Origin of the sequence: Streptomyces sp. 3MP-14 (assembly GCF_006334905.2) — a bacterium.
GTDB lineage: Bacteria > Actinomycetota > Actinomycetes > Streptomycetales > Streptomycetaceae > Streptomyces > Streptomyces triticirhizae.
Genome location: NZ_VDLZ02000009.1, coordinates 47,231 through 72,981, shown reverse-complemented (window position 1 = coordinate 72,981; position 25,751 = coordinate 47,231). Strand labels below are relative to the sequence as shown.

General features: G+C 70.9%; 19 protein-coding genes. 12 read left to right on the top strand and 7 right to left on the bottom strand.

Translation table 11 applies throughout. The annotated features are described in order from the left end of the window. Positions 1-8: 8 nt before the first annotated feature. The 6 genes from FH609_RS16305 to FH609_RS16280 all read right to left on the bottom strand — a co-directional run bounded on the left by FH609_RS16305 (position 9) and on the right by FH609_RS16280 (position 7,011). Complete coding sequence (locus FH609_RS16305; protein ID WP_226961716.1) at positions 9-2,486, bottom strand: SpoIIE family protein phosphatase; 2,478 nt, start codon at positions 2,484-2,486, stop codon at positions 9-11. Between the two features lie 85 nt (positions 2,487-2,571). Then, positions 2,572-2,781, bottom strand: coding sequence for an SPOR domain-containing protein (locus FH609_RS16300; RefSeq protein ID WP_139668204.1), 210 nt, complete (start codon positions 2,779-2,781; stop codon positions 2,572-2,574). 191 nt (positions 2,782-2,972) lie between these two features. Next, entirely contained in the window at positions 2,973-3,791 is an 819-nt protein-coding gene (locus tag FH609_RS16295; protein ID WP_139668203.1) for a succinate dehydrogenase/fumarate reductase iron-sulfur subunit, read from the bottom strand. After that, positions 3,788-5,710: a fumarate reductase/succinate dehydrogenase flavoprotein subunit gene (locus FH609_RS16290; protein ID WP_139668202.1), complete on the bottom strand. Its 1,923-nt coding sequence runs from the start codon at positions 5,708-5,710 to the stop codon at positions 3,788-3,790. Before FH609_RS16290 ends, FH609_RS16295 begins: the two co-directional genes overlap by 4 nt. A gap of 63 nt (positions 5,711-5,773) precedes the next feature. Beyond that, positions 5,774-6,580 carry a hypothetical protein gene (locus FH609_RS16285; RefSeq protein ID WP_139668201.1) on the bottom strand — a complete coding sequence of 269 codons (807 nt, stop codon included), beginning with the start codon at positions 6,578-6,580 and terminating at the stop codon, positions 5,774-5,776. Positions 6,581-6,711: 131 nt separating this feature from the next. Then, complete coding sequence (locus FH609_RS16280; RefSeq protein ID WP_139668200.1) at positions 6,712-7,011, bottom strand: hypothetical protein; 300 nt, start codon at positions 7,009-7,011, stop codon at positions 6,712-6,714. Between the two features lie 231 nt (positions 7,012-7,242). Between FH609_RS16280 and FH609_RS16275 the strand changes: the two genes are divergently transcribed. The 7 genes from FH609_RS16275 (at position 7,243) to FH609_RS16245 (ending at position 18,671) form a co-directional block, all read left to right on the top strand. Next, the gene (locus FH609_RS16275; RefSeq protein ID WP_139668199.1) at positions 7,243-9,918 is read left to right on the top strand and encodes an ABC transporter substrate-binding protein; all 2,676 of its coding nucleotides are present in this window, start codon (positions 7,243-7,245) and stop codon (positions 9,916-9,918) included. Positions 9,919-10,739: 821 nt separating this feature from the next. Next, positions 10,740-12,608, top strand: a complete 1,869-nt coding sequence (gene typA, locus FH609_RS16270; protein ID WP_139668198.1) for a translational GTPase TypA — start codon at positions 10,740-10,742, stop codon at positions 12,606-12,608. 358 nt (positions 12,609-12,966) lie between these two features. Further along, positions 12,967-14,595, top strand: coding sequence for a peptide ABC transporter substrate-binding protein (locus FH609_RS16265; RefSeq protein WP_139668196.1), 1,629 nt, complete (start codon positions 12,967-12,969; stop codon positions 14,593-14,595). Between the two features lie 90 nt (positions 14,596-14,685). Next, the gene (locus tag FH609_RS16260; RefSeq protein ID WP_139668194.1) at positions 14,686-15,615 is read left to right on the top strand and encodes an ABC transporter permease; all 930 of its coding nucleotides are present in this window, start codon (positions 14,686-14,688) and stop codon (positions 15,613-15,615) included. Continuing rightward, positions 15,608-16,597, top strand: coding sequence for an ABC transporter permease (locus FH609_RS16255; protein ID WP_139668193.1), 990 nt, complete (start codon positions 15,608-15,610; stop codon positions 16,595-16,597). The genes FH609_RS16260 and FH609_RS16255 overlap by 8 nt, the downstream gene beginning before the upstream one ends. A 27-nt stretch (positions 16,598-16,624) precedes the next feature. Beyond that, positions 16,625-17,647 (top strand): ABC transporter ATP-binding protein, encoded by a 1,023-nt coding sequence (locus tag FH609_RS16250; protein ID WP_139668530.1) that lies wholly within the window; start codon positions 16,625-16,627, stop codon positions 17,645-17,647. Then, entirely contained in the window at positions 17,640-18,671 is a 1,032-nt protein-coding gene (locus FH609_RS16245; RefSeq protein WP_139668191.1) for an ABC transporter ATP-binding protein, read from the top strand. The genes FH609_RS16250 and FH609_RS16245 overlap by 8 nt, the downstream gene beginning before the upstream one ends. A gap of 24 nt (positions 18,672-18,695) precedes the next feature. On the opposite strand, the gene FH609_RS16240 is transcribed toward FH609_RS16245, so the two are convergent. Beyond that, on the bottom strand, positions 18,696-19,901 hold the full coding sequence (locus FH609_RS16240) for a WD40/YVTN/BNR-like repeat-containing protein (RefSeq protein WP_139668188.1): 1,206 nt from the start codon (positions 19,899-19,901) through the stop codon (positions 18,696-18,698). A gap of 240 nt (positions 19,902-20,141) precedes the next feature. Between FH609_RS16240 and FH609_RS16235 the strand changes: the two genes are divergently transcribed. From FH609_RS16235 to FH609_RS16215, 5 genes are read left to right on the top strand one after another with little or no spacing between them, the layout of a single operon-like run. After that, positions 20,142-21,782, top strand: a complete 1,641-nt coding sequence (locus FH609_RS16235; protein WP_139668186.1) for a peptide ABC transporter substrate-binding protein — start codon at positions 20,142-20,144, stop codon at positions 21,780-21,782. A 42-nt stretch (positions 21,783-21,824) separates the two neighbouring features. Next, positions 21,825-22,748 (top strand): ABC transporter permease, encoded by a 924-nt coding sequence (locus FH609_RS16230; protein WP_122184609.1) that lies wholly within the window; start codon positions 21,825-21,827, stop codon positions 22,746-22,748. Next, positions 22,741-23,694 (top strand): ABC transporter permease, encoded by a 954-nt coding sequence (locus tag FH609_RS16225; protein ID WP_139668184.1) that lies wholly within the window; start codon positions 22,741-22,743, stop codon positions 23,692-23,694. Before FH609_RS16230 ends, FH609_RS16225 begins: the two co-directional genes overlap by 8 nt. A gap of 22 nt (positions 23,695-23,716) precedes the next feature. Beyond that, a complete protein-coding gene (locus tag FH609_RS16220) occupies positions 23,717-24,694 on the top strand; it encodes an ABC transporter ATP-binding protein (protein ID WP_139668182.1) in 978 nt (325 codons plus the stop codon). Continuing rightward, complete coding sequence (locus tag FH609_RS16215; protein ID WP_139668180.1) at positions 24,687-25,727, top strand: ABC transporter ATP-binding protein; 1,041 nt, start codon at positions 24,687-24,689, stop codon at positions 25,725-25,727. The genes FH609_RS16220 and FH609_RS16215 overlap by 8 nt, the downstream gene beginning before the upstream one ends. Positions 25,728-25,751: the final 24 nt, after the last annotated feature.

Below are 25,751 nucleotides of genomic sequence, written 5' to 3'. Positions count from 1 at the left end.
GTGAACGTTCAGGGGCCGGTGGTCAGTTCGAACCAGACGGTCTTGCCGGCCGGCCCGCGTCTGGTGCCCCAGCGGCGGGCCTCCCGGGAGACCATCGACAGGCCACGGCCACCCTCGTCCTCGGGGGTGGCCGTTCGCTCGCGCGGCGGGTCGAGCACCGGGTCGGTGACCTCGACCAGCAGTGTCGAGCCGCGCACCACCCGCAGCTCGACGGGGCCGCGCGCGTGCCGGATCGCGTTGGTGACCAGCTCGCTGACCAGCAACTCGGCCTGCTCGGCGAGTCCTTCGAGGCCCCAGCCGCGCAGCGTGGCGACGACCAGGGCGCGGGCCTCGCGGACCACCCGGCGCTCGGCGGGGAACGTCCAGGAGGCGAGCCGGTCGGCCGGCAGCCCGCCGAGCCGGGCGATCAGGAGGGCCACGTCGTCGGAGTCGTGGTCCTTGACGTTGGGGCGCAGCGCCCCGATCAGGTGGTCGCAGACCAGGCCGAGCGGCACGTCGGAGCCGCCGATCCGCTCCAGCAGGGTGCACAGCCGATCGAGGCCGACGCTCAGGTCCTCGTCCCTGGTCTCGATGAGGCCGTCGGTGTAGAGCACCAGCAGGGTGTCCTCCGGGAGTTCGACGCGGCGTTCCTCGAAGGACGTGCCGCTCACCCCGAGCGGCATCCCCGACGGCAGGTCCAGCGGCCTCGCCCGCCAGCCGTCGCTCCCCTCCTCCCTGGTGACCAGCACCGGCGGCAGGTGGCCCGCCTTGGCGACGGTGCAGATCCGGGTCGCCGGGTCGTAGACGGCGTAGGCGCAGGTGGCCATCATCGGGTCGTCGGGGTGTTGGGCGATGTCCTCGCCGAGGTCGTTGATCCGGCGCAGCAGCTCCGAGGGCGCCAGGTCGAGGGTGGCCAGGGTGCGGACGGCCGTGCGCAGCTGGCCCATGGTGGCGGCGGCCCGCAGTCCGTGGCCGGTGACGTCGCCGATCACGAACGCCATCCGGCCGCCGGCGAGCGGGATCACGTCGAACCAGTCGCCGCCGATCTCCGCGCCGCTGGCGCTGGGCACATAGCGGTGGCTGACGGTGACGCCTGGCAGTTCGGGGAGCCACTGGGGGAGCAGGCTGCGTTGCAGCATCAGCGCGCCCTCGCGCTCGCGGGCGTAGAGGCGGGCGTTGTCGAGCGAGATGGCGGCGCGGGCCGCGACCTCGGTGGCGAGGGCCAGGTCCTCCCGGTCGAACGGGGTCCTGCGCCCGGCGCGGCTGATCAGCAGCAGGCCGAGCGTCGTTCCCCTGGCGCGCAGCGGGAGGGTGAGCATGGAGCGGATGTCCAGGCCGACGACGGACTCGACCATGGCCGAGTCGTCGGGCAGCCCCTCGATCAACGTGCTCTGTTCCTCGGCGAGATGGGGGGTGCCTCGGGCGAGGACGGAGGCGAGGACGGGGGTGGGCGGGAAGGCGTCGGAGGAGCCGACGCGCAGCAGCCGGTCGACGTCCTCGGTGTGCCGCTTGGCGGCGACGCCCAGCTGGACCAGCTCGGCCTCGCCGAGGGTCTCGGCGGGGGCCGGGTCGCCACCGGAGGCGAGGCCCGCGAGCAGCTGGACGCTGGAGAAGTCGCCGAAGCGCGGCACGAGTTGCTGGGCGAGGGTCTCCGAGATCCGGCGGATGTCCAGCAGGTCGCCCAGGGAGTTGCCGACGTCGTTGAGGAGGGCCAGCCGCTGGCGGGCGCGTTCGATCTTGGCCAGCGCCTCGCGTCGCTCGCTGATGTCCATCACGGTGCAGCTGACGCCGAGCGGGCGGCCTTCCCGGCCGAGCAGCCGGCCGAGCGAGAGGGACTGGGCGCCCTCGCCGTCCGGCGACGAGGTGACCAGGTCGATCACCGGCCGGCCGGTGTCGAGGACCTCCTGCTGGAGCCGGTAGATCTCCTGGGCGGCGGGCGAGGGCAGCACGTCGAGCACGGTCTGTCCGGCCAGCTCGCGGTCGCCCACGGCGTGCAGGTCGCGCAGCGCGTCGTTGACCCGGACATAGCGCAGCGCGGTGTCGAAGATGGCGATGCCGAGCGGCGAGGCGGTGAAGAGCCCGTCGAGGGCGGCCAGGTTCTGCTCGACCTGGAGCATTCCGCCGACCTCGACGAGAATGGCCAGAATGAGGGGGTTTCCGTCGGCGTCCCGCAGCGGGCGCGCCCGGCACTCCATCGGGACCGGCGTGCCGTCCTCGTGCCGCATCCGCAGCACCCCGCGCCAGCCGCCGTCGGCCAGCACCGAACGGTAGGTGAGGGGCGGGGCGCCGGCGCCCACGGTGGCCACGAGTTCGGCCAGCCGGGTGCCGACGGTCCGCTCCTGGGGGCGCCCCAGGATCTCGGTGAGCGTCGGGCTCCACAGCACCACCCGGTCCGCGTCGTCCAGCATCAGGAACCCGAGGCGGAGGACGTCCAGCAACGAACGCTGGTCGCCGCCGCCCGGGTGCTCGCCGGACAGGCCGCCAGGGTGGGAAGGTTCTGTGCGCACGCTCCACGTCCCCCGTCGGGTGCCTTCACCGGTCGGGTCCGGCGAAGCAGGGCTGAATGTCCCTTATACCCGATTGTGCCCGGGGTCAGCGGCGCCCGCGCCCTCCGGCCTCCACCCGCTCGACGAGGTAGTCGACGTCGAGGTGGGTGGGCGGCGAGGAGGCGGCGCCGCCGGCGCGTAGCCTTTCGACCAGCCGTTGCGCCTCGGACCTGGTGGCGCACCGACCTATTCGGTAGCGGCTGCCGTTCTTCTCCTGACGGATCACCTGCCACGGGTGCAGATTGCTGCCGTTCATCACTCACCCCACCTCCGCATATGCCAGACCTTACGCCAGCGCCTTACCCAGCGCACACGGTTCAGGCCACAGCGTTGGTGGTATGCGCCGGCGCACGCGTCGTGCTCCCCCCGTGCGCCGTTTCGGTGAGCGGGTTCGGGTGCTCCCGCGACGGGCCCGGGCGCGCCCGGCCGGCCCGCCCGGCCGGCTGGTCAGTCGCCGCGCCGCCGGCGGCGAATCCGGGAGCCGAGCCAGACCAGCGGGTCGTACTTGCGGTCCGCCGCCCGCTCCTTGAGCGGGATCAGGGCGTTGTCCGTGATCCTGATCGACTCGGGGCACACCTCGGTGCAGCACTTGGTGATGTTGCAGAAGCCGAGACCGTGCTCCTCCTGTGCGCCGCGCGCACGGTCGAGGCCCCGCTCGCCCGCCGCGTCCAGCGGGTGCATGTCCAGCTCGGCCGCCCGCATCAGGAAGCGCGGCCCGGCGAACGCCTCCTTGTTCTCCTCGTGATCGCGCACCACATGGCAGACGTCCTGGCACAGGAAGCACTCGATGCACTTGCGGAACTCCTGCGAACGGGCCACGTCCTCCTGGCTCATCCGGTACTCGCCCGGCGCCAGGTCGGGCGGCGGCACGAAGGCCGGGATCTCCCGCGCCTTCGCGTAGTTGAAGCTCACGTCCGTCACCAGGTCCCTGATCACCGGGAACGTGCGCATCGGCGTCACCGTCAGCACCTCGTCGGGCGCGAAGAGCGACATCCGCGTCATGCACAGCAGCCGGGGCCGCCCGTTCACCTCGGCCGAGCAGGAGCCGCACTTGCCCGCCTTGCAGTTCCAGCGCACCGCCAGGTCGGGCGCCTGGGTCGCCTGCACCCGGTGGATCAGGTCGAGCACCACCTCGCCCTCGTGGGCGTCCACCGTGAAGTCGGCCAGCCCGCCGGTGGCCCCGTCCCCACGCCAGATCCGCAGCCTGGCCCGCCGGGGCGCGGCCTGGGCTTCCGTTTCCGTCTCGTCGCTCGCTCGTTCGCTCACCGCTCCGTCAGCTCCTCGTCGGTCAGGTACTTGGCCAGCTCGTCGCGCTCGAAGAGGTCGAGCAGATCGGCCCTGATGGGCGGCAGGTCGCGGCGGCCCAGCCGGACGCCGGCCGCCGGGTCGGGCAGCTCGCACAGCAGGTTCACCCGGCGCCAGGCCGGGTCCATCGCCGGGTGGTCGTCCCTGGTGTGCCCGCCGCGCGACTCGGTGCGCTCCCGGGCCGCCCGCGCGACGCACTCGCTGACCAGCAGCATGTTCCGCAGGTCCAGCGCCAGGTGCCAGCCCGGGTTGTACTGCCGGTGCCCCTCGACGGCGACCCGTTCGGCGCGGGCCCGCAGCGCGGCCAGCCGCCGGAGCGCCTCGGCCATCTCGGCGTCCCGCCGGATGATGCCGACCAGGTCGTTCATCGTCTGCTGGAGTTCGGTGTGGATCGTGTACGGGTTCTCCGGCGGGCCGCCGTCCTCGGCCGGCTCCGCCGCGTCGAACGGTGCCAACGCCTCGGCCCGCGCCGCCGCCAGCTGCGCGTCGTCCGCGTGCGGGCGGCGCGCCGGCGCCAGCCCGCCGGCGTGCAGCGCGGCGTGCAGCCCTGCGCGGCGGCCGAAGACCAGCAGGTCGGAGAGCGAGTTGCCGCCGAGCCGGTTGGAGCCGTGCATCCCGCCGGCCACCTCGCCTGCGGCGAAGAGCCCCGGCACGCCGGTCGCCGCCGTGGTGTCCGGGTCCACGTCCACGCCGCCCATCACGTAGTGGCAGGTCGGCCCGACCTCCATCGGCTCCCGGGTGATGTCCACGTCGGCCAGCTGCTTGAACTGGTGGTGCATGGACGGCAGTCGGCGGATGATCTCGGCCGCCGGCAGCCGGCTGGCCACGTCCAGGAAGACCCCGCCGTGCGGGCTGCCGCGCCCCGCCTTCACCTCGGCGTTGATCGCCCGGGCCACCTCGTCGCGCGGCAGCAGTTCGGGCGGGCGGCGGTTGTGCTCCGGGTCCTCGTACCAGCGGTCCGCCTCGGCCTCGTCCCTGGCGTACTGCGCGCGGAACACGTCCGGGATGTAGTCGAACATGAACCGCCGGCCCGCCTTGTCGCGCAGCACGCCGCCGTCGCCCCGCACCGACTCGGTGACCAGGATGCCCTTGACCGACGGCGGCCAGACCATGCCCGTCGGGTGGAACTGCACGAACTCCATGTTCACCAGCGGCGCCCCGGCCAGCAGCGCCAGCGCGTGCCCGTCCCCGGTGTACTCCCAGGAGTTGGAGGTCACCTTGAACGACTTGCCGATCCCGCCCGTCGCCAGCACCACGGCCGGCGCGTCCAGCACGAAGAACGCCCCCGACTCCCGCTCGTAGCCGAACACCCCGGCCACCCGCCCGCCCGGGGCGCCGCCCTCGGTGAGCACCTGGGTCACCGTGCACTCCTGGAAGACCTTCAGCCGCGCCTCGTGGTCGCCGCTCGTCCGGAAGTCCTCCTGCTGGAGCGCGACGATCCGCTGCTGGAGCGTGCGGATCAGCTCAAGCCCGGTGCGGTCGCCGACGTGGGCGAGCCGGGGGTACTCGTGGCCGCCGAAGTTCCGCTGCGAGATCCGGCCGTCGCGGGTGCGGTCGAAGAGCGCGCCCCAGGTCTCCAACTCCCAGACGCGGTCGGGTGCTTCGCGGGCGTGCAGCTCCGCCATCCGCCAGTGGTTGAGGAACTTGCCGCCGCGCAGGGTGTCCCTGAAGTGCGTCCGCCAGTCGTCGCTCTCGTTGACGTTGCCCATGCTGGCCGCGATCCCGCCCTCGGCCATCACGGTGTGCGCCTTGCCGAAGAGGGACTTGCAGACCACCGCGGTGCGCAGCCCCTGTTCCCTGGCCTCGATCGCGGCCCGCAGCCCGGCACCCCCGGCGCCGACCACCACCACGTCCCACGCCTGCCGTGCCACGGTGCTCACTGCGGTCACTCCTTGCTCATCGGTGGACATGCCTGGTCACACGGAGGTCGATTCCGCGCCGCCTCAGAAGAGTTGAGGGTCGGAGAAGACATCCGTGGCCAGGAGATAGACATAGAGGTCACAGAGCCCCAGACTCGCCAACGACGCCCAGGCCAGCGCCATGTGGTGGCCGGTCAGCCGGCTGATCCAGGTCCACAGCCGGTAGCGCACCGGATGCCGGGAGAAGCTCCGCAGCCTGCCGCCCATCACGTGCCGGCACGAGTGACAGGAGAGCGTGTAGGCCCACACCAGAACGATGTTGACGAGGAACAGCAGGGTGCCGACGCCCATGTGCCCCCAGGCGTACTCCTCGTTCCGGAAGCCGAGCACCGTGTCGTAGGTGAGCACGCCCGCGATCAGCGCGGAGGCGTAGAAGAAGTAGCGGTGCGCGTTGTTGAGGATCAACGGGAACCGGCGCTCGCCCGAGTAGGAGCGGTGCGGCTCGGCGACCGCGCAGGCCGGCGGCGAGGCCCAGAACGAACGGTAGTAGGCCTTCCGGTAGTAGTAGCAGGTGAGCCGGAAGCCGAGCGGGAAGACCAGGATCACCAGCGCGGGGGAGAACGGCCACCAGTCGCCGACCAGCGCGACGTTGGGCCCGCCGCGCATCGGCTCGCACGCCTCGGCCAGGCAGGGCGAGTAGAAGGGCGAGACATAGGGCGCCGCGTAGTAGTCGGCCTGCGAGAAGGCGCGCCAGCTCGCGTAGGCGATGAACGTCAGCAGCGCCAGCACGGTCACCGTGGGCGCCAGCCACCAGCGGTCGGTGCGCAGATGTCGGGCGCCGATGGCGGCCCGGCTCGGCGGGGCGGCGTTCGGTGCGGTTTCGGTTGCCACGGATTGCTCCCGATGCTCGTCGGGGTCGTACGGGCTGGACTGGACGGTGCTGGGAGGGGGCGCGGCCGGGGGTGCGCGCCCGGCGCGCGTCCCGGGCCGCGCTACCGGCGCGGAGCCGGGGACGCGCGGACTCAGGACCGGTGTGGGCCGTGCCGGGCGCCGAGGCCCTCGTCGTCGGCGTCCTTCCAGAGGCGCTGGTCGTAGGGCGCCTCGGGGATCGTGATCGGCTCGTCGGCGCTGGGCGCGGCGGGCGGCCGGTCGCCGCCGGAGGCGGCCAACAGGGCCAGCCCCTCCCGCAGGTGCTCGGCGTCGGCGCGCAGCCGCCGGGTCTCAAGACCCGGCCCGAACTCCCGCTCCAGGCGGCCGATATGGACGGTCAGCTGGTCGACACAGCGTTGCGCGGCTCGCAGTTCCTCGTCGGGCAGGCTCACGTGCCACCTCCGTTGGTGGTGGATCGCCGAAGACGAGTGTGAACCGTGTCACAGCCGCTTGGGAAGGGGTCGTCATCGGCCGGCTCGACGGGCCGCCTGGGCCGGGCGGGTGGTCCTGGCCGGGCGGGGCGCCGTGTCGGCCGAGCGCGCGGTCGGCGTTCCCGTTCAGTGATGGATACGTGTGATGAACGGTTAAGCGGACTGCGCCCGGTGGGCCGGAGGTAACGAGCGATGGCAGGCGTCCCAGCGAGAAGCGAGCAACCGGCGGCCACAAGGCGCCCCGCCCGACGGCCGACGCGGGCCCGATGGACGGCCGCGCTCACCGTCGGCCTGCTGCTGACCCCGCTGCTCGCGGGCTGCGGCGGCGACGGGGACGGCGACCGGTCCGTCTTCGACGACGCCGCCCAGTCCCTGGCCACCGCCGAACGCGCCGGGCTGCGCGAGGGCGGCCGCGCCACCTGGGCCGTCGACGCGCTGCCGGCCACCCTCAACGCCTACCACTTCGAGACCGACGAGGTCACCGAGCGGATCGCCGCCGCGACCCTGCCCATGCTCCACACCCTCGACGGCCGGGGCCGCCCCCAGCTCAACCCGGACTACCTCCGCTCGGCCGAGGTCACCGCCACCGAGCCGCGCCAGCGGGTGGTCTACACACTGAACCCCGAGGCCACCTGGAGCGACGGCAGGCCGCTGGACGTCGCGGACTTCGTCTCCCAGTGGAAGGCCCTGCGCGGCGAGGACAGGTCCTACTGGTCGGCCAGCGCCCAGGGCTACGACCGGATCGAGGAGATCGCGAAGGGCCCGGAGAAACACCAGGTGGAGGTCACCTTCACCCGCCCGACGGCGGAGTGGCGGGCGCTCTTCAGCCCGCTCTACCCGGCCGAGGTGACCGGCGACCCCGACGTCTTCAACGAGGGCTCCCGCATCGAACTCCCGCTGTTCGCCGGCCCGTTCCAGGTTCAGTCGATCGACCAGGAGGAACAGTCCGTCGTCCTGGCGCGAAACGAGCGCTGGTGGGGCGACCCCGCGCTCCTCGACGAGCTGGTCCTCACGGCCGTCGAACGCGGGGAACGCGGGGCCGCGCTGCGGGACGGCTCCGTCGACATCGCCGAGGTCTCCCCGTCCGAGGCCGCCCGCATCGACGCGGCCCACACGGAGCGGGCGGACGGCGAGGCGGCCGACGATGGTGAGACGGGCGACGGCGGTGCGGCGGCCGACGACGGGAAGGGCGAGGGGCTGGGGGAGGGCGAGCTGACCCCGCCCTCGGGACCCTCGGGCCCCTCGCCGGCCCTGGACGCGCTCCACGAGATGGCCGTTGCCCGGCTCCACCGGACCCCCGAGAGCGAGGCGGCCGACAAGCGCTATGCGGCGGCGGTGGTCAGGGCGGACGAGACGCGGGAACGCACCTTCGCCACCCGCGAGGAGGCCCTGAGAGAACAGCTTCGCAACTTCACCGTGCACCGTGCCTACCACCCGAGCTACACCCAGCTCACCCTCAACGGCAGCTCCGAGCTGCTGGAGGACGAACAGGTGCGGTGGGCCGTCGCCCGGGCCCTGGACCGCGAGAAACTCGCCAGCGAGGTGCACGGTCCGGCGGGGCTGCCGACGGCTCCGCTGGGCAGCCACCTGCGGGTGGTGGGGCAGCACGAGTACGAGGACACCAGCGAGGCGGCCGGGGAGCCGGGCGCGCCTCGGTCAACGGAGCTGCTGGATACGGTGGGTTGGCGCCTGACGGCGGACGGGGACGCGTCCGCCGCCCCGGCCGACGACAAGGCGACCCGCGACGGGCTGCCCACCCACCGCCCGCTGAGCCTCCGGCTCCCCACCGCCCAACAACGCGCGGGCCTCCTGACCCAGGCCGCCAACACGCTGGCCGCCTCCGGCGAAGACGCCTCCGGCGAAACCGGGGATGCCTCCGGCAGGGAGAACGAGGGCGCGGTGGGTGCGTCCGAAGGTGGCGACGGCGCCGACGCCGAGCCGTCCGACGGCGCCAACGGCGCCAGCGGCGGCGGGAGTTCGGCCTCCGCCGGCACGGAGGGCAGCCCCGTCGCCTGGCGGCCGGCGGCCGAGGAGACGCGGGTGACTCCCGTCGGCGCGGCGGCCGGCGCGGTGGCCACCGCCCTCGGCACCGGCACCGGCACCGGTAGGGACGGTTCGGCGACGGCATCCGCCCCGGACGGCACGGTCAGCGCGGCGTTCGCCGCGAGCGCGGCCGGCTCTGCGACGGCCGTCGCCGACACCTCCCGTTCCGCCGCCAACGCCGCCGCTCGGCCGGGTGCCGAGGAGGCCGAGGACGGTGAGGCCCGTGTGCGGCAGTTGGCCGAGGATGCCGCGCGGGAGGCGGACGCCCTGCGGGAGGCAACCCGCGCTCCCGTCCGGGCGAAGGACGGCGAACCGCTCAGTCTCCGGTTCGTGATGCCGGACGGCGCCGACGCCGAGCCGTTGCGGGAGGTGGGCCAGCGGATCGCGGCCATGCTGGCCGCCGTGGGCATCGGGACCGAGATCAGCGAGGTCCCCGCCGACGAGTACTTCGAACGGCACATCGCCTCGGGGAACTTCGACCTCGCCCTCTACTCCTGGCCGGCCACCTCCTACCCCGCCGTGGACACCAGGCCGCTGTTCACCAAGCCCGTCTCCATCCCCGGCGGCCAGCTGCTGATCGAGCAGAACTACGCCAGGGTCGGCACGGACCACATCGACCAGCTGCTGGACCGCGCCGCCGGCGCGCTGGACGAGGGCGAGTACCACGAGCTGTTGGACGACGCGGACGCCCGGATCTGGGCGGCGGCGGGCTCGTTGCCGCTGTTCCAGCGGCCCCAACTGGTCGCCGTGCACGACGACCTGGCCGGCGTCGGCGCCTTCGGCCTGGCCACTCCCCGCTTCCAGGACATCGGCTTCCGCCGCTGACCCCACCGCAGCCGACACCGGTGCCCCGCCGCGACGCGGCGGGGCACCGGCCGCCCCACGCAGGTCGCGGTGCCCCACACGCGCGGCCGCCCGACCGCTGTCCCGCAGCGTTCTGGGCCGCTGGCATCGGCACCCTCGCGCCCGTGCCCTTCGCTGCCGCGCAGCGTTCCGCTCCCAGTGCAGGTCGCGCTGACGCGCGCCGCCGCCCTTGTGCAGGTCGCGCTGGAGAACAACGCGCTGCCGCGCAGCGTTCCGCCGCAGTCGCGTTCCGCCCCCGCGTGGAACGCGCCGACGTACGCCGCCGTCCTCAGCGCCCCCGCGCAGAACGCGGTGACGCGTGCCGCCGCGCCCGGCGCCTCCGCTCAGGAGGTGCCGGAAGGAGCCGCGCAGCGTTCCGCTCCCCGCACAGAACGCGCCGCCGCCCTTGTGCGGGTCGCGCTGGAGAACAACGCGCTACCGCGCAGCGGTTCACCCCATCTCAGGTCGCGCCGACGCGCGCCGCTGCCCCCGTCGCCGCCGCGCGCCGCCGCCCCTGCGCAGAACGCGCCGCCTCCGCCGCGCGTCGCCGCGCACACCGCGCACCGGCGCCACCCGCCCCGGCGTCGCCGCGCGCAGCGCGGCGCGCCCCACCCCTCGCCCCCCGCCGCGCAGCGCACCCGCGCAGCGCACCCGCGCAGCGTTCCCGCCCCACCCCGTACCATGGCAGCGAGGCCGGTGCCACGGTCTGCCTGGCGCGGGTCTGGGGGCCCAGCGGAACAACCCGGGTGGGGCGCATGTCTGCCGCGCCGGCCCAGCCACCAACCCGGGAGAACTGCCCAGCCATGCCTACGCGCCACGACATCCGCAATGTCGCCATCGTCGCCCATGTCGACCATGGCAAGACCACCCTGGTCGACGCCATGCTCCGGCAGGCGGGGGCCTTCGCGGCCCACCAGCACGTGGACGAGCGGGTGATGGACACCGGGGACCTGGAGCGGGAGAAGGGCATCACCATCCTCGCCAAGAACACCGCCGTCCGTTACCACCCCAAGGGCGGTGGCGACCCGGTGGTGATCAACATCATCGACACCCCCGGCCACGCCGACTTCGGCGGCGAGGTGGAGCGCGGGCTGTCCATGGTGGACGGCGTGGTGCTGCTGGTCGACGCCTCAGAGGGGCCGCTGCCGCAGACCCGGTTCGTGCTGCGCAAGGCGCTCCAGGCGCGGCTGCCGGTGGTGCTCTGCGTCAACAAGACCGACCGTTCGGACGCCCGCATCTCCGAGGTGCTGAACGAGACCTATGACCTCTTCCTCGACCTGGACGCCGACGAGGAGCAGATCGAGTTCCCGATCGTCTACGCCTGCGCCAGGGACGGCGTCGCCTCGTTGACCCAGCCGGCCGACGGCACCGTGCCCGCCGACAGCGACAGCCTGGAGCCGTTCTTCACGACGCTGCTCCAGACCGTGCCGGCCCCGGTCTTCGAGGAGGACGCGCCGCTCCAGGCGCATGTCACCAACCTCGACGCCGACAACTTCCTCGGCCGGATCGCGCTCTGCCGCGTCAAGCAGGGCACCCTGCGCAAGGGGCAGACGGTCGCCTGGCTGAAGCGGGACGGCAGTTCGGCGCAGGTGCGGATCACCGAGCTGCTGATGACCGAGGCGCTGACCCGCAAGCCGGCCGAGGTCGCGGGCCCGGGCGACATCTGCGCGGTGGCCGGCATCCCCGACATCATGATCGGCGAGACGCTGGCCGACCCGGAGCGCCCGGAGGCGCTGCCGTTGATCACCGTGGACGAGCCGGCGATCTCCATGACCATCGGCACCAACACCTCGCCGCTGGTTGGCCGGGGCGGCAAGGGCCACAAGGTCACCGCCCGGCTGGTGAAGGACCGGCTCGACCGGGAGCTGGTGGGCAACGTCTCGCTGCGGGTGCTGCCGACCGAGCGCCCGGACGCCTGGGAGGTGCAGGGGCGGGGCGAGTTGGCGCTGGCCATCCTGGTGGAGACGATGCGGCGGGAGGGCTTCGAACTCACCGTCGGCAAGCCGGAGGTGGTGACCCGGGAGATCGAGGGCAAGGTGCACGAGCCCGTCGAGCGGATGACCATCGACGCGCCGGAGGAGCACCTGGGCGCGATCACCCAGCTGATGGCCTCCCGCAAGGGCCGCATGGAGACCATGACCAACCACGGCTCCGGCTGGGTGCGGATGGAGTTCCTGGTGCCGTCGCGCGGGCTGATCGGGTTCCGGACGGAGTTCCTCACCGAGACCCGGGGCACCGGCATCGCGCACAGCATCTTCGAGCGGCACGAGCCGTGGGCCGGCGAGCTGCGGACCCGCAAGAGCGGCTCGTTGGTGGCCGACCGGGCCGGAGTGGCCACCCCCTACGCGATGTTGAATCTCCAGGAACGCGGCGTGATCTTCGTCGGTCCTGGCACAGAGGTGTACGAGGGGATGATCGTCGGGGAGAATTCCCGTTCGGACGACATGGACGTCAACATCACCAAGGAGAAGAAGCTCACCAATATGCGGGCCGCCGCAGCGGACACCACGGAGAACCTGGTGCCGCCGCGTCAGCTGTCGCTGGAGCAGTCCCTGGAGTTCTGCCGGGAGGACGAGTGCGTCGAGGTGACGCCGACGGAGGTCCGCATCCGCAAGGTGGTGCTGGACCAGCGGGAGCGGGCCAGGGCCACGGCGCGCGCCAAGCGGCAGTGACCCACCTCGGGCGCGGGTGAGGCGGGACGTTTGTCGCGAACGCCGACTTTGCGTCGCACATGTCAAGCCCGTTTTCGGGTGGCTATGCGGCGTCTCGTCCGTTATCCGGAGCAAGAGGCGCGATGTGCGTCACATCAGTCCGGATAACGGAGAGGTCACCGCAGTCGTTTGTCCGGTTTTGGGGGGTTGCTCCGCCTCATCTTCATCAAAATGAAATAGCGAAGCGGTGGTTAGCGCGGGTTTTATGCCCAATAGTTGTGGGCATTGCGATCCGGACGCGTGTGACGCGGGTAGACCTATGTCCGCGCTCCGGGGTTCTCTCTTGCAGTGACAGTGGACTCCCAAGGAGGCAAAGCCCATGCGTGGTGCGCGTAGCGCCAAATGGGTCGCCAGTGCGATAGTCGTGGCCTTCGCCGCGACCGCCTGTGGTGGCAGTGACGGCGATGACTCGGGCGGCGACGGCGCCTCCGGCGGGGACTCGGCAGGCATAGTCCGGGTCGACGGTGGTGAGCCGCAGAACCCGTTGATCCCCTCGGACACCACGGAGCAGTTCGGCTCCCTGGTGATGGACAACGTGTTCTCGAAGCTCCTCGACTTCGACGACGAGGGCGAGATCTTCATGGTCGCCGCCGAGTCGGTCGAGCCCAACGAGGACTCCACCGTCTGGACCGTGAAGCTGAAGGAGGGCTGGACCTTCCACGACGGCACCGACGTCACCGCCGAGCACTATGTGCGCGCCTGGAACTGGGCCGCCCACATCGACAACAACCAGTCGACCAGCTTCTGGTTCGCCGACATCGCCGGCTACGAGGACGTGCACCCGGAGGAGGGCGAGGAGCCCACCGCCGAGGAGATGTCCGGCCTGACCGTCGTGGACGAGACGACCTTCGAGATCCAGCTCTCGCACCCGGTCTCGTACTACAACTACAAGCTCGGGTACACGCCGTTCACCCCGCTGCCCGACAGCTTCTACGAGGACCCCGAGGGCTTCGGCGAGGCCCCGGTCGGCCAGGGTCCCTACGCGTTCGAGGACTGGACCCACAACGAGATCATCAAGCTCCGTACCTTCGAGGACTACGCGGGCGAGAACAAGCCGGTCAACGGCGGCATCGACATCGTCGCCTACACCACCCTCGACGCGGCCTACCAGGACCTGCTCTCGGACAACCTGGACATCATCCGCCAGGTCGACCCGAAGGACCTGCCGGTCTACGAGACCGACCTCGGCGACCGCGCCATCAACCAGCCGTACAACGGCACCCAGTCCATCGTGCCGGTGCACTACGGCGACTGGGAGGGCGTCGACCCGAAGGTGCTCCAGGGCCTGTCGCTGGCGATCGACCGCGAGACCATCATCAACACGGTCCTCAACGGCGCGAAGACGCCCGCCGACAGCTTCGTCCCGCCGGGCGTGCTGGGCTACCAGGAGGGCGCCTCGAACGGGCTCACCGACTTCGACCCGGAGCGCGCGCAGCAGCTGGTCGAGGAGGGCGGCGGCGTTCCCAACAACGAGGTCGTCATCCAGTTCAACGCCGACGGTGGCCACCAGGAGTGGGTCGACGCGGTCTGCAACAGCCTGATCGAGACCCTGGACATCGAGTGCCGGGCCGACATCAAGCCGGACTTCGACACCGACCTGGAGGCGCGTGACGCCAACGAGGTCGAGGCCTTCTACCGCGGTGGCTGGCTCGCCGACTACCCGCTGAACGCCAACTTCATGTCCGAGCTGTACCACTCCCGGGCCTCGACCAACTACGGCCGCTTCAACAACCCGGACGTGGACGAGCTGTTCGAGCAGGGCGACCAGGCGGCCACCCTGGAGGAGACCGTCGCCGCCTACCAGGAGGCCGAGCAGGTCCTCTGGGAGACCATGCCGGCCATCCCGCTCTGGTTCCAGAACGTCAACGGCGGCTACTCCAACAACGTGGAGAACGTCCGCTTCGACGCGGCGGGTCAGCCCGTCCTGACCGAAGTCACGGTCAAGTAAGAGCCGCACGGCACCAGCAGCGCAAGGGGGCCGGCGGGCCACTCCACTCCGGAGCGGCCCGTCGGTCCCGCCGACTTGGATGGAGGACCCATGGGGCGCTATGTCGTGCGGCGACTGCTCCAGATGATTCCGGTGTTCATCGGGGCCACGTTCATCATCTTCATGATGATGTACGCGCTGCCCGGTGACCCGATCCGGGCCCTGTGGGGTGAACGCGCCCCGGACGAGGCCCAGATGGCCGCGATGAAGGAGGATCTCGGGCTGGACCAGCCGATCCTCAAGCAGTACTGGGACTACCTCACCGGGCTGGTCCAGGGCGACTTCGGCACCCAGATCGCCAGCAGGCGCGAGGTCATCGACGTGATCGCGGACGCGCTGCCCGCGACCGTCAGACTCACGGTGCTGGCGTTCCTGATCACCGTCTGCCTGGGCGTCGCCATGGGCCTCCTCGCCGGCCTGCGCGCCGGCGGCAAGACCGACCGGGTGGTGCTCTTCCTCACCCTGCTGCTCACCTCGGTGCCGGTCTTCGTGATCGGCTACCTCTACCAGACCTACTTCGGCGTCCAGTGGGGCTGGGTCAAGCCCAACGTGCAGGACTCCGAGGCGTGGGGCCAACTGCTGCTTCCCGCCGTGGTGTTGGCCTCGCTGTCGCTCGCCTATGTGGCGCGGCTGACGCGGACCTCCATCGCGGAGAACAAGCGCGCCGACTACATGCGGACCGCGCGCGCCAAGGGCCTCTCACCGACCCGGGCGGTGCGGGTGCACCTGCTGCGCAACTCGCTGATCCCGGTGGTGACCTTCCTCGGCGTGGACCTCGGCAACCTCTTCGCTGGCGCCATCGTCACCGAGGGCATCTTCAACATCCACGGCATCGGTCAGGCCGTCTACAACGCGCTGAACGCACGTGAGGGCGCGACCGTGGTCGGGATCGTCTCCTTCATCATCCTGATCTACCTCCTGGTCACGCTCATCGTCGACCTGTTGTACGCGGTTCTCGACCCAAGGATTCGCTATGCCTGAGACCGAAGCGACCAACCTCAGCAAGGCGGTTCAGGCGGCAGAGGCCCCGGTGACCGACGTGGCGGTCACCGAGGACGGACAGCCGGCGCCGATGGCCGAGTCCGGGCCGGTCCCCGGCAAGCCGCGCAGCCTCTGGTCGGACGCGTGGCACGACCTGGTGCGCAAGCCGTCGTTCCTGATACCGGCGTTCGTGATCCTGGTGCTGCTGGTGATGGCGGCCTGGCCGGGCCTGTTCACCAGCGTGGGCCCGCGCAGCGCCGACCTGAGCAACAGGTTCCTCCAGAAGCCGCAGCTCACGCACTTCTTCCAGCCCGAGTGGCTGGGCTACAACCAGCAGGGCCAGAGCATCTGGGCCCGGATGGTCTACGGCACCCGGGCCTCGATCATCATCGGCATCTCGGTGACCGTGCTGGTGCTGCTCTTCGGCGGCCTGGTCGGCATGATCGCCGGCTACTTCGGCGGCTGGGTGGACGCGGTGCTCTCCCGGATCACCGACACCTTCATGGGCATCCCCTTCCTGCTGGGCGCCATGGTGGTGCTGGTGTCCTTCGAGACCCGGACCACCTGGACGGTGACCTTGGCACTGGCCTTCCTCGGCTGGACCACCATCGCCAGGGTGATGCGGGGTTCGGTGATCTCCATCAAGCAGTCGGACTACGTGGTCGCGGCCCGCTCGTTGGGCGCCGGCACCTGGCGCATCCTGCTGCGTCACGTGCTGCCCAACGCGGCGGCGCCGGTGATCGTGGTGGCGATGATCGCGCTCGGCGGCTACATCACGGCCGAGGCGGTGCTGTCCTTCCTGGGCATCGGGCTCTCGGACCCGGCGATCTCCTGGGGCGGTGACATCAACCGGGCGCAGGACCGGATCCGGGTGGCGCCGCACATCCTGCTCTACCCGTCGATCCTGTTGAGCATCACCATCCTGTCCTTCCTGATGCTGGGTGACGCCGTGCGTGACGCCCTGGACCCCAAGCTGCGCTGAGTTGGAGATACGCGCGTGTCGATAGAGATGACCAAGGCGGAGGTCCCCGGCGTTCCGCTGCTCGAAGTCCGGGACCTGCACGTGGAGTTCCGCACCAGGGACGGCGCGGCCAAGGCGGTCAACGGCGTCAGCTACACCGTGGACGCCGGCGAGACCCTGGCGGTGCTGGGCGAGTCCGGCTCCGGCAAGTCGGTGACCGCGCAGACCATCATGGGCATCCTGGACATGCCCCCCGGCCGGATCACCGGCGGCGAGATCCTGTTCCGTGGCGAGGACATGCTCAAGATGTCCGAGGACCAGCGGCAGCGGATCAGGGGCGACAAGATCGCGATGATCTTCCAGGACGCGCTCTCGGCGTTGAACCCGGTGCTGAGCGTCGGCTTCCAGCTGGGTGAGATGTTCCGGGTGCACCGGGGGCTCAGCCGCAAGGAGGCGAAGGCCAGGGCGATCGACCTGATGGACCGGGTGCGCATCCCGGCGGCGAAGGAGCGGGTCAACGACTATCCGCACCAGTTCTCCGGCGGTATGCGGCAGCGGATCATGATCGCGATGGCGCTCGCCCTGGAGCCGGACGTGATCATCGCGGACGAGCCGACGACGGCGCTGGACGTGACCGTTCAGGCCCAGGTGATGGACCTGCTCGCCGAGTTGCAGCGGGACTTCCAGATGGGACTGATCCTGATCACCCACGACCTGGGCGTGGTCGCGGACGTCGCCGACAAGATCGCGGTGATGTACGCGGGCCGGATCGTGGAGAACGCGCCGGTGCACGAGCTGTACAAGCGGCCCGCGCACCCGTACACCAAGGGCCTGTTGGAGTCGATCCCGCGCCTGGACCACAAGGGCAAGGACCTCTACGCGATCCAGGGGATGCCGCCCAGCCTCACCGCCATCCCGAAGGGCTGCGCGTTCAACCCCCGCTGCCCGATGGCGCAGGACGTGTGCCGCACCGACATCCCGCCGCTGGCCGAGGTGCTGGAGAACGACGGCGGCCCGATCGGCGGCCGGAGCAGCGCCTGCCACTTCTGGAAGGAGACGATCCATGGCTGACCGGGAGCCCATTCTGGAGGTGTCCCACCTGGTCAAGCACTTCCCGCTGACCCAGGGCATCCTCTTCAAGCGGCAGATCGGCGCGGTCAAGGCCGTGGACGACGTCTCGTTCGAGCTGTACCAGGGCGAGACGCTGGGCATCGTGGGGGAGTCGGGCTGTGGCAAGTCGACGGTGGCCAAGCTGCTGATGAACCTGGAACGGCCCACCTCGGGCACGATCCGGTACAAGGGTGAGGACATCTCGCGGCTGTCGGGGCGGGCGTTGAAGGCGGTGCGGCGGAACATCCAGATGGTGTTCCAGGACCCGTACACCTCGCTCAACCCGAGGATGACGGTGGGCGACATCATCGGGGAGCCGTTCGAGATCCACCCGGAGGTGGCGCCGAAGGGTGACCGGCGGAAGAAGGTCCAGGAGCTGCTGGACGTGGTCGGGCTCAACCCCGAGTACATCAACCGCTATCCGCACCAGTTCTCCGGCGGCCAGCGCCAACGCATCGGCATCGCGCGGGGCTTGGCGCTCAACCCCGAGATCATCATCTGCGACGAGCCGGTCTCGGCGCTGGACGTTTCGGTGCAGGCCCAGGTCATCAACCTGATGGAGCGGTTGCAGAACGAGTTCGACCTCTCCTATGTGTTCATCGCCCACGACCTGTCGATCGTGCGTCATATCTCCGACCGGGTCGGCGTGATGTACCTGGGCAAGCTGGCCGAGGTCGGCACCGACAGCCAGATCTACGACCACCCGACCCACCCGTACACCCAGGCGCTGCTGTCGGCCGTGCCGCAGCCCGACCCCGAGGTGCGGGAGAGCCGGGAGCGGATCATCCTCTCCGGCGACGTGCCCTCGCCGGCCAACCCGCCGTCGGGCTGCCGCTTCCGCACCCGCTGCTGGAAGGCGCAGGACCGGTGCGCCCAGGAGGTGCCGCTGCTGGCGGTGCCCGAGCGGTTCGCCAAGGCGGAGACCGGGGTGGCGCACCCCTCGGCCTGCCACTTCGCCGAGGAGCGGGACGTCGTCCACGTGTGACGGGCGCGCCGGGCTGCCCCGGACCTATGTCGGGTCCGTCTCGTAGGGGCGGCCCAGCACGATGGTGCGCCAGGTGAAGCCGTCGGCCGAGATCCGGTAGTGGCCCGGCTGGCTCAGGTCGGTCAGCAGATAGCCGGCCGGGGTCAGCTCGGGCAGCTCCGGCGGTGCGCCCGGGCGGGTCACCTCGAAGGTCTCGCCCCGGTCGGCGCTGGTGTAGATCGCGTCGAAGGAGTAGACGGTGAGGCTGCCGTCGGCGGCCGCGATCGGCGTGCCCACCAGCGAGTGCGGCCCTGGCCCCGAGGACGGTGACCAGACGCGCTCCCAGCGCGCGCCCTCGTCGGCGCTGCGGTAGACGGCGAGCAGCGTGGTGGCCAGCGCCGAACTCCCGGGCTCCAGCGCGGCGTTGCCGCTGGCCAGCACATACCAGTCAGCGGGGCCGGCCGCGAGGACCAGCGAGTTGACCGCGTCCCGGTCGGCCGGCGCGGCCTGGTCCAGCAGCCGCAGCCGCCGCCACTCACGGCCGGCGTCCAGGGTGACCGCCACATCGGGTCTGCCGGTCTCGGGGTCGAGCCCCGCCACCCACCAGCCGCCCTCGGGCAGCCGGCCGGGGCGGCCCAGTTCGGTCAGCTCCGGCTGCGCGGCCAGCCGGCGCGGCCCGGCGTCCTGCGGGGAGACCACCTCAAGGCCCCGCTCGTCGGCGTCCTGGCCGGCCGGCCTGGGCACGGCGCCCTCGGGGATGACCTCGGCCGCCTCCCCCTCGGGGCCGGCGCTCTCGGCGCTGTCGGTCCAGCGGAGGCCGCCGTCGGTGGAGACCCAGTCCTCCTCGCCGGTGGAGACCCGCACCCCGCGTTCGCCCACGGCCTCCACCGTGAACAGGCTGTTGGCTGCGGTGGTGGTGGGCAGCGGGGTGTCGCGGGTCTGCCAGCGATCGCCGTCCAGCACGGCCACCCGGTAGGCGCAGTTGCCCTGCTGGCGGGTGGCGCCGTGCCGACACTCGACGAGCAGCGCGGCCGCGTGCTCGGGGCCGGCGAAGCTCAACTGGACGACCTGGCCGGAGAGTTGCGGTTCGGAGGGGATCGGCGGGGGGTCGGCCGACGGCGCGGGCGCCGGGGTGGCGCTCGGCGGTGGGGAGGCGGCCGGGTCGTCGGCGGCCTGGTCGGTCGCGGTGCAGCTCAGCAGTGTCAGGGCGGTGAGGAGGAGGACCTGCGGGAGGAGGGACCTGCGAGGCATAACAAAACCATAACGCAGGCGTTCGGCGCGGCGTATGGCCCTCTTCGGCCGAAGTTGCCGCCGGGCCGCCGGGGCCGGAACGGGGGCCATCTGGGGGTTTTCGGGCAACACCCCGGGGCGACAAGCGTCCGATTTCCAGTAAATAGGGATACAAGGGTCGGGTAGCTCCTTTCACCGCCAGTGGTCCCCTCCTCTGGCGCCAGCCCCGCTCGTTCCGCTCCCGCTTTTCAGGAGGCGCCCATGCCCGCCGGCACCCGTCTGTGCTCGACCCTGGTCGGGATCACCGCCATGGCGCTGCTCGCCTCGGGCTGCGGCGGGGGCGACTCGGGAGGCGACGGCGGTGGGGGCTCCGGGATGATCCGGGCCTCCTGGGGCGACCCGCAGCACCCGCTGGAGCCGGCCAACACCAACGAGGTGCAGGGCGGCAAGGTGCTCGACATGATCTTCCGGGGCCTGAAGCGCTACAACCCGGAGACCGGCCAGGCCGAGGACATGATGGCCGAGTCGATCGAGACCGACGACCAGCAGAACTTCACGGTGAAGATCAAGGAGGGCTGGACCTTCCAGGACGGCACCGAGGTCACCGCCGACTCCTACGTCGATGCCTGGAACTACGGCGCGCACCTGGACAACGCCCAGATCGCCAGCTACTTCTTCCAGTTCATCGAGGGCTACGACGAGGTGCACCCGGAGGAGGAGAACGCGCAGGCCACCGCCGACACCCTCAGCGGCCTTGAGGTCACCGACACGTACACCTTCACCGTCCGGCTGACCGAGCCGTTCGCGCTCTGGCCCGAGACCCTCGGCTACGCCGCCTACGCGCCGCTGCCCCAGGCGTTCTTCGACGACCACGACGCCTGGCTGGAGAAGCCCGTCGGCAACGGCCCGTACCAGATCGACACCTACCGCCGCAGCCAGTCCATGCGGCTGGTGCGCTACGAGGACTACTCCGGACCCGACGCGGCCAAGAACGACGGCGTCGACCTGCGCGTCTACACCGACAACAACACCGCCTACACCGACCTCCAGGCCGGCAACCTCGACCTGATCGACGACGTGCCCGCCTCCCAGCTGAAGAACGCCGAGGCCGACCTCGGCGACCGCTACCTCAACGAGCCGGCCGGCATCATCCAGACCGTCACCTTCCCGCTCTACGACGACGCCTGGTCCGGCGAGGACGGGATCAGACTCCGTCAGGGCCTGTCGATGGCGATCAACCGGGAGGAGATCACCGACCGGATCTTCTCCGGCACCCGCACCCCGGCCAGCGACTTCACCTCGCCGGTGCTGGGCGAGGCCGGCGGCTTCCAGGAGGGGCTCTGCGGGGAGGTCTGCACCTACGACCCGGACCGCGCACGGGAGTTGATCGAGGAGGCCGGCGGGCTGCCCGGCGGCCGGGTCACCCTCTCCTCCAACGTGGACACCGGCTCCCACCGCCAGTGGCTCGACGCCGTCTGCAACAGCGTCAACAACGCGCTGGAGGACGAGAACGCCTGCACCGTCAACCCGGTGCCGACCTTCGCCGACTTCCGCAACCAGATCACCAACCGCGAGATGTCCGGCATGTTCCGGACCGGCTGGCAGATGGACTACCCGCTGATCCAGAACTTCCTCCAGCCGCTCTACTACACCGACGCCTCCTCCAACGACGGCGACTACAGCAGCGAGGAGTTCGACGACCTCGTCGACCAGGCCAACTCCGCCGACAACGAGGAGGACTCCGTGCGGCTCTTCAAGGAGGCCGAGCAGGTGCTCGTCGACGACATGCCGGCGATCCCGCTCTGGTACCAGAACGGCACCGCCGGCTTCTCCGAGCGGTTGAACGACGTGAAGCTCAACCCGTTCTCCGTCCCGGTCTTCACCGACATCACCGTCTCCTGACCCCGGCCGACCTCCGCCCGCGCCGCTCCCCCCGGAGGACCCATGGGACGCTACGTCATCCGGCGCCTGCTCCAGATGATCCCGGTCTTCGTCGGCGCCACCTTCCTGATCTTCCTGATGGTCTACGCCCTGGGCGACCCGGTCACCGCGCTCTTCGGCGACCGGGGGCCCGACCCGGCGACGGCGGCGGCGCTGCGCGCCGAGTTCAACCTCGACAAGCCGGTGTGGCAGCAGTACCTGCTCTACATGGGCAAGATCTTCACCGGCGACTTCGGGACCGCGTTCAACGGGGAGCCGGTGACCGACCTGATGGGGCGGGCCTTCCCGATCAGCGCCCGGCTGATGCTGGTGGCGATCGTCTTCGAGATCCTGCTGGGCATCACCCTCGGCGTCATCACCGGGCTGCGGCGCGGCCGTTCGCTGGACACCTCGGTGCTGGTGCTGACCCTGGTGGTGATCGCCATCCCGACGTTCGTCCTGGGCACCACGCTCCAGTACTTCCTGGGCGTCGAGTTCGGCTGGATCGACCCGGCCGTCAGTCCCGAGGGGCGGTTCCGCGAGCTGATCGTGCCCGGGCTGATCCTCTCGCTGGTCTCGCTCGCCTACGTCACGCGGCTGACGCGGACCTCCGTGGCCGAGAACGTCCGCGCCGACTACGTCCGCACCGCCGTCGCCAAGGGCCTGCCCCGGCGGCGGGTGACCGTGCGGCACCTGCTGCGCAACTCGCTGATCCCGGTGGTCACCTACCTCGGCGCCGACATCGGCAACCTGATGGCCGGCGCCATCGTGACCGAGCGGATCTTCAACATCCAGGGCGTGGGCTACCAGCTCTTCCAGGGCATCCTGCGGCAGAACTCGCCCACGGTGGTCGGCTTCGTGGTGGTGCTCGTGCTGATCTTCCTCCTCGCCAACCTGCTGGTTGACCTGCTCTACGCCGTGCTCGACCCGAGGATTCGCTATGCCTGACCGCAACTCGGAGCCCCTGGGGGCACAGGAGGAAGCGAGCGCCAAGGCCCTCACCGTGGGCACCGCCACGGCCGCCGCCACCGAGGCGGAGGGCGCGCCGCGCAGCCTGTGGTCGGACGCCTGGCACGATCTGCGTCGCAACCCGATCTTCGTGCTGTCGGCGCTGCTCATCCTCTTTCTGGTGCTGATCTCGCTGTGGCCGTCGCTGATCGCCTCGCGCAGCCCGGTCCACTGCGAGCTGGGCCGTTCCCTCGAAGGGCCCAGCGCCGGGCACTGGTTCGGCTTCGACACCCAGGGCTGCGACGTCTACACCCGCACCGTCTACGGGGCCCGCGCCTCGATCGCGGTCGGCGTCTGCGCGACGCTGGGCGTGGCGCTGCTGGGCGCGCTGGTCGGCAGCCTCGCCGGGTTCTTCGGCGGGTTCTGGGACACCCTGCTCTCCCGGGCCACCGACGTCTTCTTCGGTATCCCGATGGTGTTGGGCGCCATCGTCTTCCTGAGCATGATCACGCTGCGCGGCATCTGGCCCGTGGTGCTGGTGATCGCGGCGCTCGGCTGGCCGCCGATCGCCAGGATCGCGCGCGGCGCGGTGATCACCGCCAAGCAGAACGACTATGTGCAGGCCGCCCGGGCGCTGGGCGCGAGCAACACCCGGCTGCTGCTGCGGCACATCATGCCCAACGCGATCGCCCCGGTGATCGTGATGGCCACCATCGTGCTGGGCACCTTCATCGCGCTGGAGGCGACGCTCAGCTATCTGGGCGTGGGGCTGCGGCCGCCCACCGTCTCCTGGGGCGTGGACATCTCGGCGGCCTCGGACGGGATGCAGTTCCGCAACGCGCCGCACATCCTGCTCTATCCGGCCGCCGCGCTGAGCATCACCGTGCTGGCCTTCATCATGCTGGGCGACGCGGTCCGCGATGCCCTCGATCCCAGGTTGCGCTGAGGGGCGAAGGGAAGGAGACGCGATGCTGCTCGAAGTGCGCGATCTGCGCGTGGAGTTCCAGACCCGGGACGGGCTGGTCCAGGCGGTCAACGGGGTCAGCTACACGGTGGAGGCCGGCGAGACGCTCGCGGTGCTGGGCGAGTCGGGCTCGGGCAAGTCGGTGACCGCGCAGGCCGTGATGGGCATCATCGACTCCCCGCCCGGGCGGATCGCCGGCGGCGAGGTCCGCTTCCAGGGGCGGGACCTGCTGACCATGCGGGCCGAGGAGCGCCGCCGGGTGCGGGGCGACAAGATCGCGATGATCTTCCAGGACGCGCTCTCGGCGCTGAACCCGGTGCTGACCGTGGGCTTCCAGCTGGGCGAGATGTTCCGGGTGCACCGGGGCGCGAGCCGGGCGGAGGCGAAGGCGAAGGCGATCGACCTGATGGAGCGGGTGCGCATCCCGGCGGCGAAGGAGCGGGTCAACGACTACCCGCACCAGTTCTCGGGCGGGATGCGGCAGCGGATCATGATCGCGATGGCGCTCGCCCTGGAGCCGGAGTTGATCATCGCGGACGAGCCGACGACGGCGCTGGACGTGACCGTTCAGGCCCAGGTGATGGACCTGCTCGACGAGTTGCAGCGCGAGTATCGGATGGGACTGATCCTGATCACCCACGACCTGGGCGTGGTCGCCGGGGTCGCGGACCAGATCGCGGTGATGTACGCGGGCCGGATCGTCGAGACGGCGCCGGTGCACGAGCTGTACAAGCGGCCCGCGCACCCGTACACCAAGGGCCTGTTGGAGTCGATCCCGCGCCTGGACCACAAGGGCGGCGAGCTGCGCGCGATCCGGGGCCTGCCGCCCAACCTGGCGCGGATTCCGGCCGGTTGCCCCTACCATCCGCGCTGCCCGCTGGCCAGGGACGTGTGCCGCGAGGACCCCAGGCCGCCGCTGTACGAGGTCGGCCCCGGGCGGGCCAGCGCCTGTCACTTCTGGAAGGAGACGATGGGTGAGTGACCAGCGGGGTGAGCCGATCCTCGAAGTGGTCGACCTGGTCAAGCACTTCCCGTTGACCCAGGGCATCATCTTCCGGCGGCAGATCGGCGCCGTGAAGGCCGTGGACGGGGTCTCGCTGCGCCTCTATCCAGGCGAGACGCTGGGCATCGTGGGGGAGTCGGGCTGTGGCAAGTCGACGGTGGCCAAGCTGCTGATGAACCTGGAACGGCCCACCTCGGGCACGATCCGGTACAAGGGTGAGGACATCTCGCGGCTGTCGGGGCGGGCGTTGAAGGCGGTGCGGCGGAACATCCAGATGGTGTTCCAGGACCCGTACACCTCGCTCAACCCGAGGATGACGGTGGGCGACATCATCGGGGAGCCGTATCTGATCCACCCGGAGGTGGCGCCGAAGGGCGACCGGCGGAAGAAGGTCCGCGAACTGCTGGACGTGGTCGGGCTCAACCCCGAGTACATCAACCGCTATCCGCACCAGTTCTCCGGCGGCCAGCGCCAACGCATCGGCATCGCCAGAGGTCTGGCCCTCAACCCCGAGATCATCGTGGCCGACGAGCCCGTCTCGGCGCTGGACGTCTCGGTGCAGGCCCAGGTCATCAACCTGATGGAACGACTCCAGGCGGAGTTCGGGCTGTCGTATATGTTTATCGCGCACGATCTCTCGATTGTCCGCCATATTTCCGACCGGGTCGGCGTGATGTATCTGGGGCGGATTGTGGAGATCGGGAGCGATCAGGAGATCTACCAGTATCCGACCCACCCCTACACCCAGGCGCTGCTGTCGGCCGTTCCGGTGCCGGACCCGGTGGCCAGTGGGCGTCGGGAACGCATCATTCTGGCCGGAGATGTGCCATCACCGGCCAATCCGCCCTCCGGATGCCATTTTCGGACCCGCTGTTGGAAGGCGCAGCCGCTGTGCGCCGAGGTCGATCCCCCGCTGACCGTGCCGGGTCATCTGAAGGACGCCGGGCCGCCGGTCGCGCACCCGTCCGCCTGTCACTTCGCGGGCGAGAAACCCGAGGTCACGGCCGACTAGCGGGGCCCAACCGCCGTCCGTGGC

Excerpts from the sequence above, each read along its gene's own strand:
- FH609_RS16265 (WP_139668196.1), top strand. The coding sequence starts at position 12,967 with ATGCGTGGTGCGCGTAGCGCCAAATGGGTCGCCAGTGCGATAGTCGTG.
- FH609_RS16255 (WP_139668193.1), top strand. The coding sequence starts at position 15,608 with ATGCCTGAGACCGAAGCGACCAACCTCAGCAAGGCGGTTCAGGCGGCA.
- FH609_RS16260 (WP_139668194.1), top strand. The coding sequence starts at position 14,686 with ATGGGGCGCTATGTCGTGCGGCGACTGCTCCAGATGATTCCGGTGTTC.
- typA (WP_139668198.1), top strand. The coding sequence starts at position 10,740 with ATGCCTACGCGCCACGACATCCGCAATGTCGCCATCGTCGCCCATGTC.
- FH609_RS16220 (WP_139668182.1), top strand. The coding sequence starts at position 23,717 with ATGCTGCTCGAAGTGCGCGATCTGCGCGTGGAGTTCCAGACCCGGGAC.
- FH609_RS16225 (WP_139668184.1), top strand. The coding sequence starts at position 22,741 with ATGCCTGACCGCAACTCGGAGCCCCTGGGGGCACAGGAGGAAGCGAGC.
- FH609_RS16235 (WP_139668186.1), top strand. The coding sequence starts at position 20,142 with ATGCCCGCCGGCACCCGTCTGTGCTCGACCCTGGTCGGGATCACCGCC.
- FH609_RS16240 (WP_139668188.1), bottom strand. The coding sequence starts at position 19,901 with ATGCCTCGCAGGTCCCTCCTCCCGCAGGTCCTCCTCCTCACCGCCCTG.
- FH609_RS16250 (WP_139668530.1), top strand. The coding sequence starts at position 16,625 with ATGACCAAGGCGGAGGTCCCCGGCGTTCCGCTGCTCGAAGTCCGGGAC.
- FH609_RS16300 (WP_139668204.1), bottom strand. The coding sequence starts at position 2,781 with ATGAACGGCAGCAATCTGCACCCGTGGCAGGTGATCCGTCAGGAGAAG.
- FH609_RS16230 (WP_122184609.1), top strand. The coding sequence starts at position 21,825 with ATGGGACGCTACGTCATCCGGCGCCTGCTCCAGATGATCCCGGTCTTC.
- FH609_RS16275 (WP_139668199.1), top strand. The coding sequence starts at position 7,243 with ATGGCAGGCGTCCCAGCGAGAAGCGAGCAACCGGCGGCCACAAGGCGC.
- FH609_RS16245 (WP_139668191.1), top strand. The coding sequence starts at position 17,640 with ATGGCTGACCGGGAGCCCATTCTGGAGGTGTCCCACCTGGTCAAGCAC.